The 24000-nt window shown below is 50.0% G+C and carries 23 protein-coding genes and 1 tRNA gene; 4 read left to right on the top strand and 20 right to left on the bottom strand.

Features of this window, described 5'->3' with window-relative positions:
- Positions 1-36 precede the first annotated feature (36 nt).
- A complete protein-coding gene (locus tag DFR60_RS08990) occupies positions 37-366 on the bottom strand; it encodes a hypothetical protein (RefSeq protein ID WP_110322600.1) in 330 nt (109 codons plus the stop codon).
- Positions 367-528: 162 nt separating this feature from the next.
- Here DFR60_RS08990 and DFR60_RS08985 point away from each other — a divergent pair, with 162 nt between their 5' ends.
- Positions 529-873: a helix-turn-helix domain-containing protein gene (locus DFR60_RS08985; RefSeq protein ID WP_110322599.1), complete on the top strand. Its 345-nt coding sequence runs from the start codon at positions 529-531 to the stop codon at positions 871-873.
- A gap of 15 nt (positions 874-888) precedes the next feature.
- Here the strand turns inward: DFR60_RS08985 and DFR60_RS08980 are convergent, their stop codons facing one another.
- The 3 genes from DFR60_RS08980 to DFR60_RS08970 all read right to left on the bottom strand — a co-directional run bounded on the left by DFR60_RS08980 (position 889) and on the right by DFR60_RS08970 (position 3055).
- The gene (locus DFR60_RS08980; RefSeq protein ID WP_110322598.1) at positions 889-1299 is read right to left on the bottom strand and encodes a hypothetical protein; all 411 of its coding nucleotides are present in this window, start codon (positions 1297-1299) and stop codon (positions 889-891) included.
- 4 nt (positions 1300-1303) lie between these two features.
- Positions 1304-2218, bottom strand: coding sequence for a ParM/StbA family protein (locus DFR60_RS08975; protein ID WP_110322597.1), 915 nt, complete (start codon positions 2216-2218; stop codon positions 1304-1306).
- Positions 2219-2350: 132 nt separating this feature from the next.
- Positions 2351-3055 (bottom strand): hypothetical protein, encoded by a 705-nt coding sequence (locus DFR60_RS08970; RefSeq protein WP_110322596.1) that lies wholly within the window; start codon positions 3053-3055, stop codon positions 2351-2353.
- A 142-nt stretch (positions 3056-3197) separates the two neighbouring features.
- Here DFR60_RS08970 and DFR60_RS08965 point away from each other — a divergent pair, with 142 nt between their 5' ends.
- A complete protein-coding gene (locus DFR60_RS08965; protein WP_110322595.1) occupies positions 3198-3506 on the top strand; it encodes a helix-turn-helix domain-containing protein in 309 nt (102 codons plus the stop codon).
- Positions 3507-3617: 111 nt separating this feature from the next.
- Here the strand turns inward: DFR60_RS08965 and DFR60_RS08960 are convergent, their stop codons facing one another.
- The 14 genes from DFR60_RS08960 to DFR60_RS08905 all read right to left on the bottom strand — a co-directional run bounded on the left by DFR60_RS08960 (position 3618) and on the right by DFR60_RS08905 (position 19586).
- The gene (locus DFR60_RS08960) at positions 3618-4244 is read right to left on the bottom strand and encodes a hypothetical protein (protein ID WP_110322594.1); all 627 of its coding nucleotides are present in this window, start codon (positions 4242-4244) and stop codon (positions 3618-3620) included.
- Positions 4245-4323: 79 nt separating this feature from the next.
- On the bottom strand, positions 4324-6339 hold the full coding sequence (gene ligA / locus DFR60_RS08955) for an NAD-dependent DNA ligase LigA (protein ID WP_110322593.1): 2016 nt from the start codon (positions 6337-6339) through the stop codon (positions 4324-4326).
- Positions 6340-6663 carry a hypothetical protein gene (locus DFR60_RS08950; protein WP_110322592.1) on the bottom strand — a complete coding sequence of 108 codons (324 nt, stop codon included), beginning with the start codon at positions 6661-6663 and terminating at the stop codon, positions 6340-6342.
- 60 nt (positions 6664-6723) lie between these two features.
- Positions 6724-8919 carry a PcfJ domain-containing protein gene (locus tag DFR60_RS08945; protein WP_110322591.1) on the bottom strand — a complete coding sequence of 732 codons (2196 nt, stop codon included), beginning with the start codon at positions 8917-8919 and terminating at the stop codon, positions 6724-6726.
- On the bottom strand, positions 8916-9464 hold the full coding sequence (locus DFR60_RS08940; protein ID WP_110322846.1) for a DUF7666 domain-containing protein: 549 nt from the start codon (positions 9462-9464) through the stop codon (positions 8916-8918). Before DFR60_RS08940 ends, DFR60_RS08945 begins: the two co-directional genes overlap by 4 nt.
- Positions 9465-9486: 22 nt before the next feature.
- Positions 9487-10482, bottom strand: a complete 996-nt coding sequence (locus DFR60_RS08935; RefSeq protein WP_110322590.1) for a Cas9 inhibitor AcrIIA9 family protein — start codon at positions 10480-10482, stop codon at positions 9487-9489.
- An 87-nt stretch (positions 10483-10569) separates the two neighbouring features.
- Positions 10570-12198, bottom strand: a complete 1629-nt coding sequence (locus DFR60_RS08930) for a YodL domain-containing protein (RefSeq protein WP_110322589.1) — start codon at positions 12196-12198, stop codon at positions 10570-10572.
- Positions 12199-12250: 52 nt separating this feature from the next.
- Complete coding sequence (locus DFR60_RS08925) at positions 12251-13837, bottom strand: hypothetical protein (RefSeq protein ID WP_146218587.1); 1587 nt, start codon at positions 13835-13837, stop codon at positions 12251-12253.
- A gap of 67 nt (positions 13838-13904) precedes the next feature.
- Positions 13905-16181 carry an SF1B family DNA helicase RecD2 gene (gene recD2 / locus DFR60_RS08920; protein WP_110322587.1) on the bottom strand — a complete coding sequence of 759 codons (2277 nt, stop codon included), beginning with the start codon at positions 16179-16181 and terminating at the stop codon, positions 13905-13907.
- A 3-nt stretch (positions 16182-16184) separates the two neighbouring features.
- A complete protein-coding gene (locus tag DFR60_RS30320; RefSeq protein WP_167437558.1) occupies positions 16185-16358 on the bottom strand; it encodes a hypothetical protein in 174 nt (57 codons plus the stop codon).
- Between the two features lie 59 nt (positions 16359-16417).
- Positions 16418-17482, bottom strand: a complete 1065-nt coding sequence (locus tag DFR60_RS08915; protein WP_110322586.1) for a YqaJ viral recombinase family nuclease — start codon at positions 17480-17482, stop codon at positions 16418-16420.
- Between the two features lie 2 nt (positions 17483-17484).
- Positions 17485-17646 carry a hypothetical protein gene (locus tag DFR60_RS30315; protein WP_167437557.1) on the bottom strand — a complete coding sequence of 54 codons (162 nt, stop codon included), beginning with the start codon at positions 17644-17646 and terminating at the stop codon, positions 17485-17487.
- A 519-nt stretch (positions 17647-18165) separates the two neighbouring features.
- The gene (locus DFR60_RS08910; protein ID WP_110322585.1) at positions 18166-19371 is read right to left on the bottom strand and encodes a hypothetical protein; all 1206 of its coding nucleotides are present in this window, start codon (positions 19369-19371) and stop codon (positions 18166-18168) included.
- An 11-nt stretch (positions 19372-19382) separates the two neighbouring features.
- On the bottom strand, positions 19383-19586 hold the full coding sequence (locus DFR60_RS08905; protein WP_110322584.1) for a hypothetical protein: 204 nt from the start codon (positions 19584-19586) through the stop codon (positions 19383-19385).
- 750 nt (positions 19587-20336) lie between these two features.
- Here DFR60_RS08905 and DFR60_RS08900 point away from each other — a divergent pair.
- Positions 20337-20546 carry a helix-turn-helix domain-containing protein gene (locus tag DFR60_RS08900; protein ID WP_110322583.1) on the top strand — a complete coding sequence of 70 codons (210 nt, stop codon included), beginning with the start codon at positions 20337-20339 and terminating at the stop codon, positions 20544-20546.
- A 20-nt stretch (positions 20547-20566) separates the two neighbouring features.
- Positions 20567-21997 (top strand): site-specific integrase, encoded by a 1431-nt coding sequence (locus DFR60_RS08895; RefSeq protein WP_110322582.1) that lies wholly within the window; start codon positions 20567-20569, stop codon positions 21995-21997.
- Positions 21998-22210: 213 nt separating this feature from the next.
- Here the strand turns inward: DFR60_RS08895 and DFR60_RS08890 are convergent.
- A tRNA-Arg gene (locus DFR60_RS08890) sits at positions 22211-22284 on the bottom strand.
- Positions 22285-22620: 336 nt separating this feature from the next.
- Positions 22621-23508, bottom strand: coding sequence for a DUF3881 family protein (locus DFR60_RS08885; RefSeq protein WP_110322845.1), 888 nt, complete (start codon positions 23506-23508; stop codon positions 22621-22623).
- Positions 23509-24000: the final 492 nt, after the last annotated feature.

Below are 24000 nucleotides of genomic sequence, written 5' to 3'. Positions count from 1 at the left end.
TACATTCCTAAGATATATATCTATTTCCTTATTTTTTTAGTTATACTTTTCCACATGAAGCTCTTTGTTTTCCTTTAAAAGCCCCATATGATACAACATCTGTACACAATCCACATACCCCTGCATATAACTCCGCCTTTCCTGTTCAGAAGCATAAATTTCCAGACATTCTTTCATATCTTCCACCCGTTCCCTGTATTCATCAGAAAGGGTATCAACAAATGCCTCCCACTCTTTTTCCTTTTCTATCCATGCTTGTTCCGCCTTCTCATACTCCGGTGTTCGCACATAGCTTTTCCGGCTCACATTTTCCCTGTTCAGATTTCCCAGAAACTGGGCTACTTCTAACCAAACGTCATTATACATACCATTTTCTCCTTTTTGTGCTGCAATTATTATTTCCTATTTTCCTGTTATTCTTCCCATTTCTGCCCATTATATATGTTATAGAAGAATTTTATCAACCATAATCGCTTAATTATTTATATCATAGCAGATAAAATTAGTCCATAGCAAGGAGGCAAGGGAATGGATGATTTACTGAAACAGATTGGAAACCGCATATTAAACCGGAGGAAACAGCTCCGCCTGACACAGGAGGAACTGGCGGAAAAAGCGGGCATCACGCCCCAGACCGTTTCCTCTGCAGAACTTGGCAAGAAAGCACTGCGCCCGGAAAATATCATCCGGGTCTGTTCTGCCCTTGACATCAGCACCGACTACCTGCTCCTCGGTGAAATAAATAAAGGCGACCATTCCGTCCTGCTCTCTAAAATCTCGGACCTTCCTCCCCTACAATACCGCCATTTGGAGGATATTATTAACAGTTTTATCCTTGCCCTGAATGAACGGGAAGCACAGAGCGGAAAATAATCCTTCCTGTGCTTTTTAACTGCTCCGAAACGCCGACATGGTATCTGCAATCAATGCCAGTGTCGCCTGGTCTATTTCTTTCTGCGGCGGCCCCGTATCTTCTTTCTGTTCCTGTTTTACAGTTCCCTGCTCCGTCACAGATTCTTCCCTTTCATCCGGTATGCGGCTGCTCTGCTTTACCGTTTCTTTTCCCTTCCTCTCCAGAATCTCTGCAACAACCTCTTCTATAGCCGCCCTGTCCACTGCCGGGGGAACCGTAATATCCGGCGTTTCCGGACAGTGGATATAATGGAGGACAGCATTGACAAGAAACTGCGCCTTGCTGTGCGGTCCCTGTTTCTCCAGCAGACGTATGACCGCATTATGAGCCGGATCATTTTCGTTAAATTTGATGCTGAACCGCTCCCTGTTTTTCTTTTCCCCCATAGGCTCACCTGCCTGCCGTTTCCATCTTATAAAGGAATTCATATCCCTTTGCGTTGGCATTGATTTCCTCCACAAACAGGGCATTTCTCACCTTTCCGGAGGCTTCTATCTGCCGGCGCAACAGGATGGCGCCGCCGCCCACAAATACTACCATGCCGGACATCAGATCCAGCATGCGCTCCCGCAGGCTGTTTGCCAGGTCATTGACAAAATCCTGCGCCAGCTTTTCCACAAGGGAAACCACTTCCGGGGCATATATGCACCCATCGTCTTTTAAGATACCATCAATATCCGTTTCCTCCAGCAGGATATCAAATTCCGAATTCACTTTTGTCCGAATCCGGTTATACAAAAGGATCACCCCGTTTTCCAGGGAATCACATACGCTTAAATCTGCCCGGCCGGAGCGCATCATCAGATAGTCCGCCGTAAAGCCGCCGATATCCACGACCAGCACCCTCGGCTTGTCCAACAGCCTGTCCATCATGGTCACAGCCGCCGCAAAAGCCTGCGGGTAGCAGCGCACATCTTCAATATAGATCGTGTACGGGTTATCACGGTACTGGAAATTTACAATACCCCTGCCTGAAAAGTACCGGATAAAGGACTGGTTCTGCGCCCCATAATGGGCAGGCGGAAGCCCCACTGCCAGGGATACATGCACCACCTCTTCCCCGTACCGCTCTTTTTTATGAAGCTCCTCCGCAATCCCGAACAGGGTAAGGATAAAAAACCGGTCATCCTCCGTCTTATCCCTCTTATAGGGAATCCTCTGGTTGGACAGCGTATAAAACTTATCCCGGTATTCCAGAATCTCGCTGCCAAACGGCCTGGTGATGCTCTCTGTCAGCCCGGATACGAAAGGCGGGCAGTGGAGCGTCTTCATCTGTTTATTTCCGTGATCGATTGCAATTAACATAGTTTTCCATCTCCTTTTCTGTTTTATACTTATCCTTTACGCATGGATTACGCATTTTTCAACAAAAAAGAAAAAAGCAGGGCGGCAGCAACTGAAACTGCCACACCCTGCTGCCCCCCTGTACCGTAACAATCAATCCTGATACCGCTCAGGACAATAAAAAATTAGAAGGTCTATATTTCTTGTGCCTTCCTCATCCGCAATCCGGTTCTCACAGGAAATATAATAGTCATTCATTGTAAAAGCCTGGATCTTCTCCTCGAAAAGCCGTATCTCCCTTGTACTAAAATCAATCACTCCCATATTCAAAGGTGTATCAGACCAGCAGTTATCCATCATCCGGTTCAGACAGTCGGCGCATAAGTAAGAAGCTGCCTGATCTATGTCCAGCATTGCTTCTTTATCGAAAGATAAATGCCCGCGGGCATAGCCTCTGTTTGTGTCTGCTGATACAACAAGAAAAAATCCATTTTCCCCGGTTCTTGTAATATGGGTTGAAGAACCGTTTTCCGGTTTTTCAATCAGCTTTCCAAAGTCATCATACCGGTTGATTGTTACAGGAGCCAGGTCAAATGTATTTAAATCAATAATGCCTATATTTTCCTGGCCCCGGTACAGAGGCAGTGCTGTTCCCTTACTTTCCCCGCACAGAAAACAATCTTCTGATGACAGATCGGAATGATACTGTTGGGAAGTTTCCTCCTGAATATCCGCAGCCGCCGGCACATTTTCCGTATGGCCGTCAGACTGGCATCCGGATGTCAGAAGTATAAGAAAAAATGTCGGAACTGACAGCCACTTCTGCTGCCTTTTTGTAAACAATCTTTTACGCTTCATCGGAATTTCCTCCTGTCGTGGTAAATTATTCATATTTATCATTATATCCAGTTAAATCAGATAACTCAAATGAAACATATAATTTACCACGATATAATCGCAACAGGTGTAGGGTACAATAATATAAAAAGGGCGGCGGGTTATGTTTGAGGATTTATTTTACGACAGATTGATAAAATTGAGAGCCGAGAAGAAAGTTTCTGCAAGAGAAATGAGCCTCGCTATCGGACAAAGCGCAGGATATATCAACGGACTGGAAAACAGAAATGGCTTTCCGTCTATGCAGGTATTTTTCTATATATGCGAGTATCTGGGAGTCACGCCATCAGAATTTTTTGATGACGGCAACAGCCATCCTTCGGAATATCGGGAGTTTTTGAAAGATATGGATGCACTGGACGATAAAAACCGGCAGAATGTTCTGGAAATCGTCAAAGGGTTGAGGCATTGAAAGAAAGCAAAAGAAAAGGACATGGAATCGTTCTCCGCATGTCCTTTTTCATTTCTTACCTACAGCCCCCTGCTAAAAATACCGGACAGAGGGCCATCCTGCCTTTTCCGGTCAGGTATGTATTCCATAATACGCCTTTTCCAGGTTCTCCCTGCCGTGAAGGATGACTCCCCCGCACATGCCGCTCCCATAAGGCGTCTGTTCCTGAAAGAAAAAGCTGTACGGTTCAAAATCATCATATACGGTGATCTGCCTGCTGCCCTGCCATCTCAGGAAATGTTTTCCCAGAAACTTCCCCAGCTTTTTCCGCAGTGCCTTCGTCTCTGCCACTGCTTTCAGGTTCCGTCTGCTCTGGAATTCAATCTTCGGCCCGGTGTGTTCCTCCAAAGACAGCACCCTAAGCTGGATGCCTCTCTCCCGGCTCTCCTTTACAAATGCCTTAAACTTCTCATAAGAAAGCCGGACCGTCTCTGTCCTTCCGGCCACCTCTTCTCTTCCAATGTCCCGCAGCCAGGTAAAGGAAATTTCCAGAATATTCCCCTGCTCCATAGTCTTTCTCAGTGCCAGCTTTGCAAAGGAGCGGATATCGGATACTGTCATATATCTTTTTTCTTCCAGTTCCAGTAAATCTTTTTCCAGAAATATAAAACCCTGGGGAGAATGATACTCTTTGGAGAATGTCCGCAGGGTGATGCAGTCCTCAGAAGCGGACAGCTTTATCATTGTTCTGTTGTTCATCTCATACCCTCCTAGCAGCAGGGGAGAGCGTATATCCCTCTCCCCATGCAAAAAATAATATCATTATATGTGCCTGTCCCTATTCGCCGGCCATACTAAAAAACTGGGCCGGCGTCAGAACCGTGATCCCAAGTGCCCTGGCTTTCTCCAGCTTGCTCCCGGCATTCTCTCCGCAGACCAGATAATCGGTCTTTTTACTCACGGAACCTGCCGCATGGGCGCCCAGGGATTCAATCTTCTCGTTGATGCCGCTACGGGTGTAGGGTTCCACCTTTCCGGTCACTACAACCGTCTTCCCCACAAAGGGATTCTCCTGTACCATGCCTGTATTCTCTTCCGTTGTCCTCTTTTCGATATGTAACATCTGCTGTAATACCTCCCATACATATAAATTTTCTTCATCATAAAACCACTCGTGGATATTGTTGTGCAGGGTATCCCCAAAATCGGGGAGCTGCGTAAAATCATACTGGTGATGCACGGCATCCTCAAATTCCTCCAGATCCCCGTGGAACTGTGCGGCAAGGGTCCGGCTGGCGGTATTTCCCACCATGGGGATGTCCATAGCGATCAGATACCGCTCAAATGTCGTGTTCCTGCTGCCCTGGATGGCGTCCCAGAGGCGCTGCCAGGACTTCTCCCCAAAGCCTTCCATCTTCACGATCTCTTCCTTATGGTCGTCCAGCCTGTAGAGATCCATGTAAGTATGAATCCATCCCCTTCCAATGAATTTCTCCAGAGTGGCCTCGGACAGTCCCTCGATATTCATGGCTTTCTGCCCTGCAAAATGCACGAACTGACGCAGGCGCCTGGTTTCACACCTCTGGTTGTCGCAGAACAGCGTCCTGGTGACCTTTTCTTTCCCATTCTCTGTGGAACGGCTCTCATGGATGCGGGCAGGCTCCCCGCAGCAGGGACATGTTTCCGGCACGGCCTGCTCCATGACAAAACGCCCCCGGTCCAGATTCTCCTCCACATGGGGGATGATCATGTTCCGTTTGCTGACCAGTATCCGGCAGCCGGGCACCAGCTCCATTCCCTCGATAAAGGAAAGGTTATGCAGGCTCGCCCTGGATACCTGGCATCCGTCTATCTCCACCGGCCGGAAAACCGCCACCGGCGAAATCTCCCCGGAACGGGAGGGATTCCATTCGATGGAAAGCAGCTTTGTCTCATGGAGTTCATCCTCAAACTTAAAGGCCAGGCCGTCCTTATAGTGGTGGCCCGTCCTCCCGCAGGACTGTGAAAAGGCGATGTCATTATAGGATGCCACAATCCCGTCAATAGGAATGTCATTGTCACTGGCAAACTGCTCCAGCTTCCTAATGCCATCCTCCATCTCCTGACAGGTAAGGCTCCGCCTGCTTATGACAAATTTACACACCTGGAACCCCAGCTCCGGAAGTTTCCGCAGTTTCTGGGACTTTAACCCCAGTTCCGGGAATCCTTCCACCACAGAAAAAGGCATGTACATCACTTTCCTCTCCCGGCAGACCGCGCCATCTAAAAGGCGCACGGAGCCGGCAGCCAGATTCCTTCCATTCTTATAGCGTTCCCCATTGCTGTCCGTCAGGGTTTCCTGCAGGCGCTTAAAGTCGCCGGGGCGGATAAAGGCTTCCCCGCTTACCACCAGACGCCCCAAATACGGAATGTGCTGTGGTATCCCGGAAATGCCGCAGACATTATGTGTGACCACTTCACCGGTATCCCCGTCACCGCGGGTAGCGGCCTGGACCAGTTTCCCTTCCTCATAAGTCAGCTTGACCGTCAGCCCGTCCAGCTTCAGCATCAGAAGGATCTGATGCTCCCCCACAAAGGAAACCAGTTCCTCTACACTTTTGGTCTTTTCCAGTGAAAGCTGGGGGATAGGGTGCTTCGTCTTTTCCAGTTCGCTGACGGCCTGGTATCCCACTGTCCGGGTGGGGGAATCTGACATGCAGATTCCCGTCTCCTTTTCCAGCAGTGCCAGCTCGTCATACATCCTGTCATAGACAGCATCTGAAACAGACGGGGCATTGCCGTTATAATATTCATCCCTGTACCGGTTCAACTGTGCAGTCAATGCCTGCACTTTTTCCCATGCGTTCTGTACCATTCAAGCCACCTCCTGTTCCATGATGCGGAATGACATGATCAGAAACTCTTGTGTATGCTGCTTATCATTGCAGTATATACTGCAGATGCCATCCTTAAATCTCCAATACGGGGCGTTGCTCCACCAGAGGACAGACCCTTTGCCGTTGTTGGCAAGGGTGACCTTACACTCCGGCTCCTCCGGCACGATGCTGTAAAACCCCTGGGTATTTGCCACCGTTACCTTACGTTTCTGCCCCACGTATTCCGGGCGGCAGTGGGCGGTGATCTCAAAACAGGTTCCCTTCTTTAAAGTCTTTTTTAACTGGCTCAGATTTTTTACCATAGGTTCCTCCTTGTCATTGACAAAGGCAGGGCGCCCCAAAAGCACCCTGCCCGATACATATTAAGCGGCATCTGCCAGTGCAGTTTCCGCCGGTTCCTCTTTGTTTTCCATCAGATCCTTCATCAGGACGTCAGCCAGAAGCTGGCCTCTTAAATCACCGGTATGGATAATGATCCGGTTTTCACGCAGCTGTGTGAATTCCTCTTTCCGTAAAATACGGCTTTTTTCTGCAAGCCCCCTTTCTTTTTCGGTAATCCTCTTGGAAATTACTTTCTGCCATTCCCGCAGGAATTTCTCCGCGTCTTTGATATCTTCTTTCTGGCGGTCGTACATCGTCCGTTTCTGCCTTACAGTCCCGTCCGGCTCAATCTCCAGCGTATAATAAGGAGTATCCGGATCAGAAACCTTCCGCAGAAACAGCACATAGCTCTCGTTCCTTTCAATACGCTCCCAGTACCGTTCACTGCTCCCGACACAATGATGGAGCTTTTCGCCTTCATCCATGATCTCTTCAATCTGTGATGGAACAATAACCGCATACTCTTCATCAGCATACCCATAGACTTTGTTTATCTCCTGATAAATGTCCTCAACATGCGGATATTTTTCCAGAACCTCCCCGGCCCTGATCGCCAGTTCTTTCTGCCCGCACAGTTCTACCAGCTCGTCATGCCGCTGGCGCAGTTTCCGGACACGGTAGATGATCGCATCGCCTGTATTCATTTTAAGGCGGCAGGCCATGGAGAGATAGTCGCTCCATGTGGCCAGCACCTCACTGCTTTTCATATGGTTTTCCTGCATCTGGCGCCGGATATAGTTATAAATCTGTACCACGCTCATCCGGTCTGTGATAAACCGGAGTTTGTCCGGCAGGATATCTTCACTGCAGAACCATGCAACCGCTTTATCCGGCAGGTATTTCCCGGTAACTTTTTCATACTGCAGCCATGTCAGGAACTGCCGTCCGCCCCTGTTTTCCCTAAGCCGCTTCATCTGCTGGGAATCGATCCCCAAAAGCTTCAGCAGGCTTCCGGATTTCGGATTCTTAAATGCCTCCCTAAAATTATAGTAGTTTCCCAGACATTCCGTAACCAGGGCGGGCAGATGCGCCTTTGCCAGCTGTTCCAGCTGCGGCACTCTATCAAGGACCGAAAGATATTTTTCCGGATCGATTTTCCGGTTGTCCCGAATGGCTTCTACAAGCCCTGTACGGTGCAGTTCTTTTGCGGCAAGTGTCGGAAGGGTTTTTCCATAAACCCTTCCCCTTCCATCCCCGTACCAGCCGGGATTACAGAAAGATGTGCTGATCCACCGGGTTTCAGACTGTTTATACAGCCCCCAGTAATATGCGTTCAGGGGGTACGCATGACAGTCATAGATGGCCCTGCGGACCTCCCAGCTGCTGCATTCCGGATTCTGATAATCCCCCTTCGGGTATCTTCGGTAGCCGTAGAATTCCCGGAGGATGAAACCGTCCTCGCACCGCTGCATCAGGTACATGCGCTCGCGCTCCGTTACAACCGTGCCGGCTTTTCCAATGGATTTAAAAGTGATCTTATGGCGGCAGCGTGGACAGTACCCAGTCTTATTATGACGCGGTTTCCTGACCGCCACTTCCTTTTCACAGAATGTACAGTATCCTGTCTTTGCCCCTTTCCTGCTGTACTGGTAGAAAATATAATTTTCTGTGATGCCGACCTTATCCACCCAGCGTTCCCAGTCTTTGGGAAGTTCCGGTGTCTGTTCCAGATCCAGGTCCCACGGATCAGTCTCTCTTCTATGGCGCTGCTTCAATTCGTCTGCCCGGACTTTCATCTGGTATTCCAGCAGGCCCTGGTAGCCTCCATGCTCCCCGCCGAGGTATTTTTTAATCAGATTATGTCCCTGCGGGCTGATCCATTCTTTCTTTGAATAAGAAACATACCCTGGCCAGGGAATCCGGTCCAGCTTTGCTGTCAGCCATTTTCCCCTGAGCCTGTCATAGGTAAGGAATTCTTTTTGCTTCTTATCAATATACAATTCATAAGCAGGCTTTTTTCCTCCCATCCGCATATGCTCCGGAAGGAAAAAAGCAACTTTCAGAAAATCTTTCATGACCTGGCAGCGCATATACAGTCCATACTGGTAAGATGTGTAAACATGCTCTCCGTACCAGTACTTCTGTACGGTACGCTGCGGTGTGTCCGCATCTGCCGTCTGCATCATGTCAGAAGTCGCGTTCAAAGCCCTCAGTTCCAGCAGTTTCTTTTTTTTCATAACAATGCCACCTGCCTTTCTGTCAGATCTGCTCCATACCAGGTATTTGGGAGGAGTTTCCTCCCATCTACCTGCGCCAGGGCAATCTGAATAATATGCCCGTTTACCGGATCTTCCTTTACAAAAGCAAGGATATCTTTCTCTCTGCCGTTTGCTACCGGATCAATTCCCCTCACCACGACATATCCGGCAGATGCCTCTGCCCGGTCTTTTGTTACATGGCTGCTCCACTCCCGTAATGGATGGTCGGCCATGAAAGCAAGGCTGTGAAGGAAAAAATCCTCTTTTGTCAGCTTTTTCAGTATTGTCAGCTCCGTGCAGGAGATTTTTGTATCATCCCCATCCTCATCCATGTCTCCTCCGGCATTTACAATGTAGTATTCAGCCTGGTCCATGTTGGGATAATAGGTGAGACAGTCAAGGGGGTTCTCCGCACAGTGGAAACCGTTCTGGCGGCAGTTCGCCTTCTCCGTCTTATTAACCCCCATTATAAACCGGTACTCCCGGCAGATCAGGCCGGGATCGAAACCTTTATATGCAATCATCCTTTTCACCTCCATAAATGATTCATCCTGCTTTCTTTTCCGGTGTCATCAGACCTTCAAGAGAAAGCTGTTCCATAAAGGACATCTGCCCGTTGTCGGCAGGTTCTTTTTTCTCTGCTTTCTTCTCCGCCGGCTTTTTGGCAGGGGATTTTCTGGCAGAGGTTTTCTTTCCTTTGGAGCCGGGAGACGTCTTCCCCACATAAGGCTTTGGAACAAACTCCTCCTCGTCCTCTTTGTCTTCCTTTACATCCCCGGTCCGGAAATACTCTTCTGCCCAGTGGTAACAGAGATCGTCCGGAATATCGCTGGAATAGCAGGGCGTATCCCTTCCTGGCTGTATCCCGGCTGCCTTCATCTCATCCTGGACGTATTCATAGGCTTTCCGGTTAATGTACTGGAAACAGCGGACCATGTTCTTCTGGGGCAGCATGACCTGTCTGGCGAATGCCGCATCTTCCAGGCACGCGGTCTGGATATATTCCGAAACACATTCCTTCATGTTGCGGCGGGTCAGCTTCTCCGTATCGGCACTGATCCGTTTCATGGATTCAGCGGTCAGCTCTTCCTCATTCATGGCCCTGATCCGGTCAAGCTGTGCCTGCCTTACAGCCTGCTTTTCCTGCCTTTTGGCCTCCCACTCCGCTTTGCGTCTGGCCTCTGCCGCCTCATGCTCCGCACGCTTTTTATCTTCCGATTCTTTTTCCGCATCGGAATCCGTGGCATCCGTTTCTTTCTCTTCCGGTTCCTCTTCTTCCCCTGCATCTTCTCTGGGACAGGCACTTTCTTCTTCCGTTTCCACCAGTTCCCCGGTCTCTGTGGATTCTCCAACGACTGGCAACCGGCCGGACTGTTCCGCTCCATCCTCGAAGGGATTGTCCGGAACCGAACCTGTCACCGGCAGAAATCCATCCGGTGTGCCTTCCCCTGTTCTTTCCGCAGTATCTTCAAATAGTCCGTCTTCCTCAAACGGATTGTCTCCTATGTTCATTTCCATGCTCATATCTGCAAAAGTACCCATAAAAATCTCCTTTCGTCAAAAACGGCATGGAGAAGAAACGAGCCATAACGCTGTTCCCGCTCCATGCCATGCTTATTGTTCCGCCTCTTACCCTCTCATTGGCTTTGCAAGAAAGGGAGAGAAGCGGACAGGTTCAAATATCCTGCCGTCTATGTAGAAATAGCGGCGTCCTGCTCCATCATCCAGTTCCACCACATCCGAAGATGCAAGCGGGTGTCCTTTGCAGTCCTCCGGTACACGTTTTCCAAAGTGTACCGAAATCTGCTCCAGTATCTCCGTATCCTTCCACCCGTCCGGGCAGAGAAGCTCCGAATCCCATACCAGCTCATACACCGCAGCCGGAGGCTGTTCATACCCGGCCCTGTGCAGGTCCCGGATTCCCTTAAAAGCAAAGGGGATGGTCTCCCGGCCTGCGTCAAAGGAAAGCTGGTAAATACGGAACTTCCATCTGCGGTGCGGAAAATCCGGAATCCTTTCCGGCTGTCCTGTTCCTTCCCGGCAGAAAAACACCCTGTCTTTCTGCTCATTCTGTTCGTCACCTTCTTTCTGCTGTTTTTCTCTGCGGAGCGCAAGCTGCCAGTCATCAATCCCTTTGTAATTGGGATTCCAGGTCAGCCGCCGGCACTCCATCCCATGCTGTCTTGCCAGCAGGTAAATCTTCGAGCTTCCTTTTGCGATCATCTCATTGCTGTACTTGTCCATATCGTGAGCCTCGATGACCAGCTCCGTACCATTCTGTGCAAGGAGTTTAAACATTGGCCCCAGCTGTGCCAGGTTGTTTGCCCCGGCCACCGCCACAAAGGTGCGGTTCAGCAGCATATAGGCGATGTCCGCTTTCAGTATCCCCTCCGTCACATAGATGGTCCGGGCAAAGGGATTCCCGATAAAATGCACCGGACTCCCGGAAGTGGTCCCCATGTTCTTTGCGGAGGAGGAAAGCCAGATATATTTCGTCCCGGCCTTTTCCGGCGGATCATCCTTATCCTTAAAGGGAACATCCAGAAGGATCTGCATCCCCCGGATCAGACCGTCTACGCCGACGGCCGGTATCAGGATGCCTGCCGCGCGGCTGCTGAACTTCACGGTCCAGTATCCGCCCTCATGGAGATAAAAGCCCGGCACTCCCTCTACCTTACATCCCTGTTTCATCAGCCTTTCCGTCAGGGATCGGCACAGAAAAAAGGGCGGGGTGCTCTTAAATCCCAGGCTGTCGATCTGTTCGTCCGTAAGCCCCCGCTTTTCCGAGCGCAGATGCGCCCGGTGTGCAGGGTTTAAGGATAACATTTCAAGCAGCAGGGAATAGGTCTGGTGTATCTCCTGGATACCGGCACGCTCCGACTGGGGTATTCCCCCAGCCGGCTGGCTGCCTGCATGGGATTCCCTTGCCGGAACCCCTGCAGAAACATCCGTATTTTCTGTTCCTCCAAATCCCCAGGAAGTATCCCCCGCCTGGAGGGCATCACAGATTTCCCGGTAGGCTTCGGAATTGGTGGTATGGTTGACCCCTGCGTACAGGTTCAGCATTCCGCCGTGCTCGCCGCAGTAGTTGCACCGCCACACATTCTTGACAAAATTGACGTTCATCTTTCCCCTCCGGTCGCCGCAGAACGGGCAGTCCGTATAGACACTGTCCGCCTGCCTGCGCCGGATGCGCAGATGCAGCAGCTCCACCACATCCATGATCCCAAACGGGAAATCCTGTGATAATGAGGACATCGCCTGCACCCTCCTTCCTTACTTTCTCTCTGCCTTTCTCTGTAAAACACTTTTACCCGGCTTTCTTTGCAGCCAGGGAATCCAGCATGATCTGGGCCGCCGCGCGGAGGATGTTGTTGTCCCCCCGGTAACCGCCGTACAGATAAAATTTCAGGCTGGGCGGGCGCCGTTCTGCCACTTCCGCAATGGTCTGTCCTTTGCAGACACCCATATCCACCACCACCTGTCCGGCCTCTTCAAAGGTCATCAGCTTGACGATCTCCTCTACCGGCATGTCAGGCGTGTATCTGGCTTCTGTTTCTCCCTGTGCCTGGTTTTCCGCCGCAGGCAGGTTCTGTGTTTCTGGTGTTGCTCCTCCGGTAACAGGCAGGTTCTGTGTTCCTGATACCGTGCCTCCGGTGGCAGACGGGTTCTGTGTTTCTGATACCGTGCCTTCGGTGACAGGCAGGTTCTGTACTTCGGAAGCCGAAGCCTTTATCTGTGTATTTTCAATACTTCTGGAAGCTCCGGTGGAAACGGCCGCCGTCTTTTGGGGGATATTCTGTCCTCCTAACAACGCCATCATCCCCTGTACCGCTTTTCTGGTATCTTCCTCCACGTTGTTCTTTTCAGAAGCAGGAAGCACATCTCCCGGTTCTTTTGCGGCAGGCAGTCCTGCACTTTTCTGTACAGGAAGTCCTTCTGCCTCCGCCGCTTTTACAGGCAGCTCTCCTGTGCCGGCAGATTGCAGCGTTTCCTGAATCTCTGTCTGTGGTCCTGCAGGCAGACTGTTATTTTCAGTCTGCATCTGTACCCTGTCAGCAGCCTCACCAATCTTCACGGTTTCCGTGGACATTGCGGGAAGCTGTTCTGTCATTTTCTGCTCTGTGGCAGGCTGTACCGCAAGATTCCCGGTACGGTTTTCCGGATTGGCCGGTAAGCTCTCTGAGCCTCCCTGCATACCAGCCGGAAGGCCAGCCATAAGGCTGCCATTTTCTGCTACAGACTCAGGCGGTGCCTTTGTCTCCGCAGCTGTACCCACTGCCAGTCTGTTATCCGCTGTTTTCTTTTTTTCCATGCCGGTATCTGCGGCAGTTGGGAAAGTCTTTACCATGCCTCCCGCAGGCGCCGCTGACGGCTGCACACTTTCTTTGGAAACGATGCCTGTACCAGAAGAAACACTTACATTTTTATCTGGTGCAGTTCCATTCAGCGGAATCCTGCTGCCATAACGGCTTCCATTGGCGCCCATGTTCACATCGGCAAACTGGATGCCAAAGCCCGCATCTGACAGGGCCTCATCCATAGCCATCTGCTGTGCCGCCTGGATATACCGGCCTCCCGGCGCTTCTTCCGTTGTACAGCTGGAAGTGAAACTGCCGATGGGATTCTCATCCGTGCGTTCCAGATAAATCTGTGCCTCATAAATCGCCATCTGCTCCGTGATGCGGAGTGCGTTCAGCCGAATGCGCCCTTTCGGGTTCGCCAGCCGAAACCATAACTTTTTATAGGGAAGGTCCAGCTGCAGCACTGCCTCCCCGTTTTCCGGGGAGACGATGCGGCGGAGGAGCTTCAGCGGGTTAAAGCCCGGCACCTTGTTCAGTTCTGCCACTGCGGGGATGCTCTCATACATGGTTGCTGTCTGTTCATTCTTACTCATCTTAAAAACTCCTTTCATCAAATAAATAAGGGATATCCCGTGCGTTTTCTGCACCTGCATCCCATTTTTAACCTGCTGCTTTCAGTTTTTCTTCCGGGAACTCCGGCACGGCTGTCCCGGCGCTTTTTGCATAAGCCTTATAATACAGGCGGATGCGCTCTCCCAGAAGTGTGTTCCTTTTGCTGATCTCATTCTTATGGATGGCCATGAACAGCACGCTCTTTTCTCCTGCCAGCACCACCCTTTTTTTGGCACGGGTGATCCCGGTATACAGAAGGTTCCGGTAGAGCATGATATAGTGTGCTTTCAGTATAGGCATCAGCACGATATCGTATTCGGAACCCATGGCCTTATGGATAGTGGTCGCATAAGCGAAGTCCAGGTTCACCAGGTCTTCCGTGCCGTATTCCAGGTTCCGGTCTTTCCCGAATTCCAGGCCGATCCGTTTCCCGTCCGGCGTATCCTCTATATACCGGATAAATCCCAGGTCTCCGTTGGATACCTTGTCAGTGTTCTTCGTCTGCATGATGCGGTCTCCGACACGGAATGTCTTCGGGCCGATACGCACCTCGTCCTCCGTGGACCGGAACGGATTCACGATCTCCCGGATGGCGGCGTTCAGATGGTCGGAAGATGCCGCCCCTTCTGTACGGAAGGGAGAGAGGATCTGCACATGCTCGATCCCGCTGCCCTCAATCTCCTGGCAGTACCTTTCAATGATGGCCGCTGCCGCGTCTTCCTGGTTATCACAGGGAAGGAACTGAAAATCGTTCCCATAATACAGTCTGGTATTGCCCTCATGGATGAACCGTGCGTTGTGGGCGATCAGGCTGTCCTTTGCCTGGCGGAAGATTTCATCCAGCACCGTAACCGGCACAAGGCCGCACTGGATCAGTTCCTTGAACACATTTCCCGCCCCCACGCTGGGCAGCTGGTCGGGGTCTCCCACCAGGACGATCTTCGCCCCTTTTTTCAATGCGGGAAAAAATTTTCCTGCCAGCCACATATCCACCATGGAAAACTCGTCCACGATCACCAGATCCGCATCCAGGCCGTCTTTTTTCCTGCTGCGGCTTCCCTCATCCTCTTCGCTGACAAGGCCCAGCCCGCTGTGGAGGGTGCATGCCCCGTCAAACCCGGTGCTCTCCGCCATCCTCCGGCTTGCACGGCCCGTAGGCGCCATAAGGACGATTTTGTTGTCGGGATAAAGCCTGCAGTAAACCTCCAAAATCATCTTTAATACCGTTGTCTTTCCTGTGCCCGGCGAACCGGTGATAACGGACAGGTTATAGAGAAACGCTGTCCGCACTGCGGATTCCTGTTTCCCGGAAGTCTTAAGCCCCTGCTCCGCCCGGACTGCATCGATCAGGGCAGAAATATCCCTCATCGGCGGTTTTTCCTCTGCCAGCAGCCTTGCGATCCGGCTGGCAGTCTCATCCTCCTGGGCAAATGCGGCGGGATGGTAGATATTATCCCGCATGGAAACAACCAGGCCGCTCAGTATCATGCCGTCCAGCTCCCTTTCCACTTCCTCCGGGCGCACACGCATCTCCGGCAGGGGGATCTTTTCATTCAGCAGTTTAAAGGCTGCCTTACACAGATCTTCCTTTTCCAGGAACAGATGCCCCTGCTTTCCCTTTGCCTCGTCCAGGGTACAGTGGAGTGCGCCCCTGATCCGCATGGGATCGCGGGGACGGTTATCCGTCTTCCTTACAATGGCATCCACCCTCCGGAACCCAAAGCCCGGTATCTGGCACAGCTCAAAGGGGCTTTTTCTCAAAAGGTCCAGACAGGCCGGACCAAAATGCTGGTAGATTTTCAATGCTGTCTTCGGCGTCAGCTTAAAGGGCGCAAGCAGCGTCATGATGTCGCGCAGCATCCGGCTCTCCGCAAAAGAGGTCCGGATATCCTCCAGTTTGTTTTCCGTTATCCCGCGGACTTCCAGAAGCCGTTCCGGGTGTTTTTCCAGTATATCCAGCGTATTTGTACCGAATTTGGCCACAATCTCAGAGGCAGTCTTTTCCCCGATGCCTTTGATCAGGCCGGAACCGAGGTAGCTCAGTACCCCTTCCTTTGTCTTCGGCACAATCTCACGCCACTGCTCCACCTGGAACTGCATGCCGTATTTTCCGTTTACCCATTCCCCGTCCAGTTCCAGCTCCACGGCATCCGTCATGGGGATTTCATAGCCGACAGCGGTGAAACGGATCAGGTGGTCCCTGTACCGCCTCTTATCCCGCGCCTGCTCCGGAACGGATGTATCCGAAGTCTTTATCACCACAATGCAGAATTTATTTGACGGGTTGTGGAAGATCTTCCCGTCATAAGTACCTGTATAACTCATTTTTCACCTCCATAAAAGCCATAACACAAACAGGCTTACAATGACTGCCAGGACAGCGCCCAGCAGAGGGTATGCCAGCAGAAACCAGCCCAGGCGTATGAGCCGGTATACAGCTTTCAGCAAAAGAAGTAAAAGAATTCCCGCTGTGCTCCCCAGTATCAGTAATTTTCTTTTCATTTTCACTCCTTATCATTGATTTTGTTTTTTACAAAGCATCTGTGTGTCTTTCTCTCCTTTCAGGCGGCATCCATGGCACTGACCTTTACATGGAAGGTCCGGAACTCCGATGCCGTCACAAACTGCTCGTAGATTTCAGGATACTGCAGCTTCAGCCGTGCCAGGTTGTCTTTGTCAACCAGCATCTTGCGGACAGGGTTGTAGGTCAGTGTATACCGGCTCCCGCCTACGTCGCAGACAGCCTTACAGCTTGTTCCCATCTCCGCGGCCAGAATCGCTTTCAGCCTCTGGATATCCGCTTCCAGTTTTTTGGAATATTTATCCGACTGCTTTTTCTGCTCCTGGAGCTGCATGTAGCGCATCAGTGTGGACTGCATGGTGTCTTTCAGGATGATCGTTTCCGCATCCCTGTCGGCCCGCCCGCAGTGCTGCCTGGCGCTTGCAAGAATCACATCCCCGTCCTCCAGATAGGGAGGAGGGACCTGTTTCTGCACATAGCTGTTCCAGAATTCCTGTTCCAGGAAGATCATCTCTTCCTCGTATGCCGCATCCCTGCGGATTTCCCGTATGATGGCCTCATCCTCCGTATTGCCGTACAGACAGCAGAAAAATACACGGTCCATATCCATCACGGCCATGTAGTGTCTGCCCTGTGCTTCGTAATAGGCCGGCACGATCTCCCTGCCGTCCTTCCACCATAAATCCTTTGCATTATAATTGGTGGTCTTGATCTCCAGGATGGCTTTTGTCCCGTCCGGCATGGTGATAAAATAATCCACATCTGCCAGCATGAACAAATAAAGGGGATGCCGGTACATCTTTTTGATCTGGTAAATTTTAAGCCCTGTTTTCCGCTCAAAGATTTTCGCCACAAGGTCTTCCAGGAGATGCCCCATTTCCAGGGCCACCCAGTTGCCTTCATCTTCCTCTACCGCCGCAATGCCCAGCTTATCGTAATAGATATCCCGTGCCGTGCGGAAAGGGGAGATCCCTATGATGGCAGCCACGTCACTGCCGCCAATCCCGTGACGGCGCCAGCCCAGCCACTCTTCGCGGGTAAGGCCCTCCGTATCCACCAGTACCGGCGGATCATGTCTTGCTCTTTCCATGTTCGTATCGGGCATGGTCACGCCCCCCTTCTGGCCCTGTGTGTGAAGTTCACTGTCCGGGTTATGGTACAGTTCTTCCCGTACTGGGCATCTGCTTTCCGGACAGCGGTATCCTGAATCGGATAGCCTGCCGCCTGTTTCTTCCAGTTCCTGCTGGTCTTCTTGTTTCCTGCTCTCATTCTTTTTACCTGCCTTTCTTAATATTTATTTCGCTCGTTCCTCGCTCCATAAAAAACGGGAACCCCAAACTGCGCTCTGCTCCGTTTGGGTAGCGGACCGTTTCGCCTGTCGGCTCAACGATTCTTTATCCTCAAAGCCGCTGCCGGCGTTTGGGCGGTGGAATAAAAAAAGCAGAAATGACTGCCAAATCTCTGGCGTCCATGGATTCCCATGAACCATTGTCATTTCCGCTTTAAAAGGGAACCTGTTCCCTTCAAATAAAAAAGGCCAGTAAAACCACTGCCCACAGGGCATAATGGTACTACTGGCACAAAAATACAAACTTAACAGCGTGTGCAATGCGGAATGGTTTCCGCATACGGCCTGACGGCTGTATTTCCCTTACGGGATACGCACAAAAATCAATTACAAGGACAGTTTAGCACAATATATTGATTTAGTCAAGTTGTCAATACTATATATAGTATTTTCAGGGGTGTCCGGAACATAAAAGGAACTATAAAAGTGCCTCCTGTGTTTCAGGAAACTTCCCCATCAAACAGACAGAGCTGCACCGGCTGCTCTTTCCTCTCCTTCTCTTCTTCCTGGCGGAGCTTTTCCAGCTCTGCAATACGCTCCGGCCCCAGCCACTTATCTGCATGGCGCCGGTCTGCACTGAATTCTTTCAGGCTCTCATATCCATCCTCCACCAGTTTCTTTTCCAGACGCCTGACTGCAGATTCCCTCTGCTGCCTTCGCCTCTCTTTTTTGTTTTCAGAATTTTGCTTTTCCATGTCGGAGACATGTATGATCTGGATTCCGTTCCGGATATCTTCCAGGTCCTGCATCAGGTCCCTGCTCTCCCTGTGCTCGGCACGAACATTCAGGATTTCAAAAGAAAAATACCTGCCGTGGTATTCAGAGAAAAACAGTTCCGTAAAATAATGGCTCCGCACCTTGTCCCTTATCCTGTCCTGGCAGAGCCTGGCGCATAGTTCAGCGATATCCATGCTCACCGGATGCTCAAAGAGCTTTTTCCCCTTGATCATCTGGGTATCCACCTGCCCCTCAAACAGTGTGCCGTTCAGGTCCGATCTGAGATAGGAAATCTTCACATCATAAAACACATTTCCCCTTTTCTTCTCCAGTTCATGTCCAAGGACCGGACACATCCCGGCACATCTCCTCAGCCCGCAGTAATAAGGGTCATAATTCATTTCCCATTCCAGCGTATCTCTGTTAAATCTTGTATGCTCCCGGCAGACGCGCCCGTTCTTCTGCAGCTCAAAGCCGGCCTCCTGCCTCCGGATCTCGTCATCATGGAGTTTTAAGATATGCTCCACACTTCCTTCATAGCAGTATTCCTCATCCGTCATATGGACTTCACAATCGTACCGCAGCACGCCATGCTCCTGGAGGTATTCATGTTTCAGCTTACACTCCTTCTTTTCATAAGGGCAGTGGATGGTCGCCATATCGTTTTCAAAGGTCCACTCAATCCCCATATAGCTCATGTTGCTGTGGCACTGCAGCCCCTTACACTGCAGCCCGCAGGGAGTCTTAAAGGTCTGCTCGAATATCCACCACCGTTCATATGTAAAGCCTCCGTAATAATTATCAAGGGTCTTTTTCTCCCACAGGGAGACATCAACCCTTACATTGTCCGGATGATGGTCTGCGGTATAGCCTTCCGCCAGCAGCCGCTTTGTTAAAGCATTATATTCCTTATACTCATTCTCTTTCATTCCGTTCCTCCTTACAGCCCCTGGCAGGGGCGCATCCCAAAATAGTCTTCCATGCGGTCCCTCAGCCTTTCCGCCGACATGCCGTATTCTCCGGCAATGCAGGATTCACAGCATGGGTATCTGTATGCCAGGGTTTTTGATAGCCGGGCATCCCAGCTGTTTAACTGTTTCCCGCATTTGTTGCAGTCCTGATCCAGCCATCTTACTTTCTGCAATCTCTTTCCACCTTCCTTTCCTAATGTATCAGTTTCTATCCCCAGCCTTCCGGTATTTGGGCAATAAAAAAACAGGGATGACTCCCCTTATATATCTGGTGTTCATAATTTCTATGAACCGGCGTCATTCCTGCTCTGATAAAAGAATCTGTAATTTACAAAATAAAAAAACAGCAATCCATCACTCACAGACGTAGTGATACTGCTGGTACATTCATACAAACTTAACAGCGTGTGCAATGCGGAGGCATTCCGCATACAGACGTTTCCGCCTGTATCTCCATGAAGGAATTCGCACAAAAATCAATTACAGGAAAAGTGTAGCACAAGATATGGAATCAGTCAATGATTTAAAACTATATATAGTATTTAAAATTTTTTTCGATTCCTGCAGAAATCCCCTGCCCACCCGGCTATTTTATTATTGTATAGGTCATTTAAGAAAGGATGCCATATGAACGCACATTGAAAATTTCATAGCATGGTACTGGGAGTTATACAGGTGCATGGGATAAGCCTGCCTTGAAAGCGTCTTACCCCTGCTTGATCGCTGCACAGCACGGCCTGAAAATACGCGGCAAGAACTTCTGGCGCAGGAAGTGGCCCGGGGCACCATGTGGATACGAACAAATTTTTTAGAATTAGAACGTCTTGTTTTTATTTTTTTGTTGAAGTGGCTGGCTCTGATTTCGTAAGATATAAAGGTAAGGAACCGTAGGCTCTTTCCAGCCACACAGAAAGGAGGACACTGTGGCTGAATATAAAGACAATACCCCGAAAGCCAATCCGGAAAAAAGAAGCTATTCTGTTGCGGAGGCAGCAGAGATACTCGGCGTCAGCAAACGCTCCGTATATAATCTCTGCGCTGCGGAAGCTTTTAAAACAGTACGCATTGGAAAGAAACTGCGTATCTCCAGGATATCCTTTGACCAATGGCTTGACGGGAGCAGTAAAACATAATAGGAAAGGAGCCTGCACATATGGCATCAATTCAAAAAAGAGGAAAAAAACATGCTGTTGTCTATACCTATATAGATCAGGAAGGACAGAAAAGACAGAAATGGGAAACTTTCAGTACCAAAGCAGAGGCACGGAAAAGAAAATCAGCTGTGGAGGCTGAACTTGATAATGGAACCTTTATCCCGCCCAATACTACAACAGTGGAAAGCTTCTTAAAGGAATTTGTGGAGCTTTACGGAGAAAAGCGGTGGGGACTCTCCATCTATGCCAGCAATACGGCACTGATCAACAATTACATCAATCCACTGATCGGAAACCTTGTTGTCCAGGACATCAACAAAAGGACTGTGGATAAATATATCCAGCAGCTTCAGAAAACGGCTCCGGTGAATACCCCGTACCGCCATGCAAAGACGGAATATGTGACACCATGTACCATTGAGAAGATCATAAAGCTCCTCCGGTGCGCTTTTCATCAGGCCGTCCGCTGGGATATGATCGGCAGGAATCCCTTTGAGGATGCCGAACTGCCGAAACGGGAAAAGAATGTCCGTGCCATCTGGACAGCGGACATCATCCGCCAGGCTCTTGACAACTGCCAGGACGGAAAATTGTATATTGCGATCAACCTTGCTTTTGCCTGCTCCATGCGGATGGGCGAGATCACCGGTCTGACATGGGACTGCGTTCACATCACGGATGAAGACATTGCAAACGATAACGCATATGTGTGGATTGAAAAAGAACTTACCAGAGTAGACCAGCGGGCCATAGATGCCCTTGGGGAAAAGGATATCCTTTTCGTGTTCCCCAGGCTGATGGGCGGCAAATCATCCACCAGGCTTGTCCTGAAAAAGCCGAAGACCGAAAGCAGCATCCGCAAAGTATGGCTTCCCAGAACCCTTGCCCTTATCCTGCGTGACTGGAAGGAAAAGCAGGACAGGCTCAAAGAGTTCATGGGGCCGGACTATACGGACTACAGCCTGGTACTGGCACAGGAAACGGGAAGGCCCTGTGAAGACCGCATTATCGGCAATCAGTTTGAACGCCTTAAAAAGTCTGCTGGGCTGCCCAATGTAGTGTTTCACTCCCTGCGTCATTCCAGCACCACTTACAAGCTGAAGCTGAACAAAGGCGATTTAAAAGCCACCCAGGGAGATACCGGACACGCACAAATTGACATGATCACGGAAATCTACGCGCATATCCTGGATGAAGACAGAAAAGTGAATGCGCAGAAATTTGAGACAGCTTTTTATTCCAATCCTGATATGCGCCCTGTTGAACGCAGCCTCCAGGAAGAGGGTAACAGCTCCATGCCAAATCCGGACGCCATGATGAAACAGCTGGAATCTTCCCCGCAGGCTATGGATGCATTCACCCAGAAATTCATTGAGCAGTACGGCGAACAGATCATGACGCAGCTTGCAAAAAAAATGCTTGGTGCATAAAACGACACCAGATAACACAGGACGCAACCGGAGTACATAAAAGTACAAATTAGCAAAACGATTAGCAGACCTTGTTTTTCCCGCAAGGGGGTTCTAATCCATTTGGGACTTCCCCTGCAGGCGGCAGGTCGAAAATAAGGCTGAGAAAGGAGGAAATGTTGGAATCCCTGAAAGAACAAAAATGCCGCAACCCTTGAAGTTACGGCATTTCAGCGTCCCCGAGAAGATTTGAACTTCCGACCCCACGCTTAGGAGGCGTGTGCTCTATCCAGCTGAGCTACGAGGACTCGAACGATATGAAGTTTATGAAAAGAGCTTTTTTACCTCCCAGGACTTTGATGACCTGGATATTAGGAGGCGGACGCTCTATCCTGCTGAGCTACAGAAACGCATATAAAATTTTGATGGGGCGAATCCCCAAAATGTGTCCGCAGTAGGTTCTCTTAGGAGGCGGACGCTCTATCCTGCTGAGTTACAGAAACCTTCCCTGTTCCGCAGGCATCCCCACGCACAGGCTGTATATTATTATATTAACAATTATGCGTTTCGTCAAGTTTTACTTAAAGAATCTTTCAAAATTCCCCGGCTTTGCGTGTGTTTAAAAATTCATATCCAAACACGGCCTAGTCAGCCGTCTCGTCAAACACCACATTGCCCTGCATCCAGATCTGTCCCTTAAACCGTCTTCCTACCGCGGGCTCTCCGGTCAAATCCTGCTTTGCAATCCCCACATGGAATACGATGTCGCTGCATTCCAGCTTCAAATCGTAAACGTCTTCTCCGGTAATCTGGTTCTTCTTCTCCACAATCTCCGTAATCTCACCGATTACCGAGTACTGATCGCATTCAACTCCGCACGGCATAAAACAGGAATCGATGATCGAATATAAATCTTCCTTCATCACGCGCCTGGAAATCTGGGAATACATGTCGATATCCTCAATAGTCAGAGTCTCCATGGCATCCTCATCACCATTCTTGGCCGCTTCCAAAAGCGTGTTCCGCTCCTTCGCCGTGACCTTCGCGTTCTCCCTCTGCTTCTCCGTCTTCTGAATCGGCAGAAGAATCTTGCCGCTGACCGCCAGTCCGGTTAAGTTGGCACGCTTAGTCTCCAGGGAACGCTCATCCATGATTCTCTCCCTGCATTCGAATGAATTATCGATATAAAAAATCAGGGAAATACCGACCTTATACTCATCAAGCAGTCCCGCATACGTCTCACGCTCTGTATGGCGCTGAATGGAACAGGACACATCCGATGTCATATCCTCACTTCTCAAAAAAGGATAGTAATAATTCCGGCGAAATACTCCATCACGGTCCATCTGACCGAATACGGCGATTCCCATTCCGGGCGCAACCTCTTTTCTGATCTCACAAAGGTTCGTCTCCTCATCCAGCTGAATCCGCTTCATGCCGGATAAATCTTCTGTCAATTCATCTAACATTTTATCGATATCCCGGTCCTTCTGGTAGAGGCTGAATCCAATAGACCTTAAGAATTTATGCATAATGTCGTCACCTGCCTTTGCTTTACTGAAATTTACTTCTTTACTGAGATTTACTTCTTTGCTCAAATTTACTGCTTTCCTGTTCCCTATCTCTATTTTCTCACATTTCAGGAAAGAAAACAATGAGGCGAAGAAAACTCCGCCTCAAGTCTTATCGCTTATTATATACTATAATATGAGATAATGCCAGTAATATTTTACAAAATTATTATGATTTTATCCCCATTTGTTACAGTTCACTCCCCACCAGGGCCACCGCAGTCCGGTTCGGCCGGGCAGGCCCGCTCAGTCTTTCCTGTTCCGGTTTCGGGCATAAGAAGTTCTAAACGTGCAGAATTTTTCTAAAAACCAGATGAAATTCCCAAACTCGCTGCGCTCAGACAAGTGGGAATTTCACCTGAACGAAAAATTTTGCGCGTTAAGAACTTCTAATACCCTGCAAAGTCACAGGAAAGACTGAGCGGGCCTGCCCGGCCGAACCGGACTGCGGTA

The sequence above is a fragment of the Hungatella effluvii genome, assembly GCF_003201875.1.
GTDB lineage: Bacteria > Bacillota > Clostridia > Lachnospirales > Lachnospiraceae > Hungatella > Hungatella effluvii.
The sequence above is the reverse complement of the archived record's forward strand: the minus strand, read 5'-3'. Positions and strand labels throughout refer to the sequence as shown.

Coding starts and splice junctions, on each gene's coding strand:
- DFR60_RS08990 (WP_110322600.1), bottom strand. CDS start 366: ATGTATAATGACGTTTGGTTAGAAGTAGCCCAGTTTCTGGGAAATCTG.
- DFR60_RS08985 (WP_110322599.1), top strand. CDS start 529: ATGGATGATTTACTGAAACAGATTGGAAACCGCATATTAAACCGGAGG.
- DFR60_RS08980 (WP_110322598.1), bottom strand. CDS start 1,299: ATGGGGGAAAAGAAAAACAGGGAGCGGTTCAGCATCAAATTTAACGAA.
- DFR60_RS08975 (WP_110322597.1), bottom strand. CDS start 2,218: ATGTTAATTGCAATCGATCACGGAAATAAACAGATGAAGACGCTCCAC.
- DFR60_RS08970 (WP_110322596.1), bottom strand. CDS start 3,055: ATGAAGCGTAAAAGATTGTTTACAAAAAGGCAGCAGAAGTGGCTGTCA.
- DFR60_RS08965 (WP_110322595.1), top strand. CDS start 3,198: ATGTTTGAGGATTTATTTTACGACAGATTGATAAAATTGAGAGCCGAG.
- DFR60_RS08960 (WP_110322594.1), bottom strand. CDS start 4,244: ATGAACAACAGAACAATGATAAAGCTGTCCGCTTCTGAGGACTGCATC.
- ligA (WP_110322593.1), bottom strand. CDS start 6,339: ATGGTACAGAACGCATGGGAAAAAGTGCAGGCATTGACTGCACAGTTG.
- DFR60_RS08950 (WP_110322592.1), bottom strand. CDS start 6,663: ATGGTAAAAAATCTGAGCCAGTTAAAAAAGACTTTAAAGAAGGGAACC.
- DFR60_RS08945 (WP_110322591.1), bottom strand. CDS start 8,919: ATGAAAAAAAAGAAACTGCTGGAACTGAGGGCTTTGAACGCGACTTCT.
- DFR60_RS08940 (WP_110322846.1), bottom strand. CDS start 9,464: ATGATTGCATATAAAGGTTTCGATCCCGGCCTGATCTGCCGGGAGTAC.
- DFR60_RS08935 (WP_110322590.1), bottom strand. CDS start 10,482: ATGGGTACTTTTGCAGATATGAGCATGGAAATGAACATAGGAGACAAT.
- DFR60_RS08930 (WP_110322589.1), bottom strand. CDS start 12,198: ATGTCCTCATTATCACAGGATTTCCCGTTTGGGATCATGGATGTGGTG.
- DFR60_RS08925 (WP_146218587.1), bottom strand. CDS start 13,837: ATGAGTAAGAATGAACAGACAGCAACCATGTATGAGAGCATCCCCGCA.
- recD2 (WP_110322587.1), bottom strand. CDS start 16,181: ATGAGTTATACAGGTACTTATGACGGGAAGATCTTCCACAACCCGTCA.
- DFR60_RS30320 (WP_167437558.1), bottom strand. CDS start 16,358: ATGAAAAGAAAATTACTGATACTGGGGAGCACAGCGGGAATTCTTTTA.
- DFR60_RS08915 (WP_110322586.1), bottom strand. CDS start 17,482: ATGCCCGATACGAACATGGAAAGAGCAAGACATGATCCGCCGGTACTG.
- DFR60_RS30315 (WP_167437557.1), bottom strand. CDS start 17,646: ATGAGAGCAGGAAACAAGAAGACCAGCAGGAACTGGAAGAAACAGGCG.
- DFR60_RS08910 (WP_110322585.1), bottom strand. CDS start 19,371: ATGAAAGAGAATGAGTATAAGGAATATAATGCTTTAACAAAGCGGCTG.
- DFR60_RS08895 (WP_110322582.1), top strand. CDS start 20,567: ATGGCATCAATTCAAAAAAGAGGAAAAAAACATGCTGTTGTCTATACC.
- DFR60_RS08885 (WP_110322845.1), bottom strand. CDS start 23,508: ATGCATAAATTCTTAAGGTCTATTGGATTCAGCCTCTACCAGAAGGAC.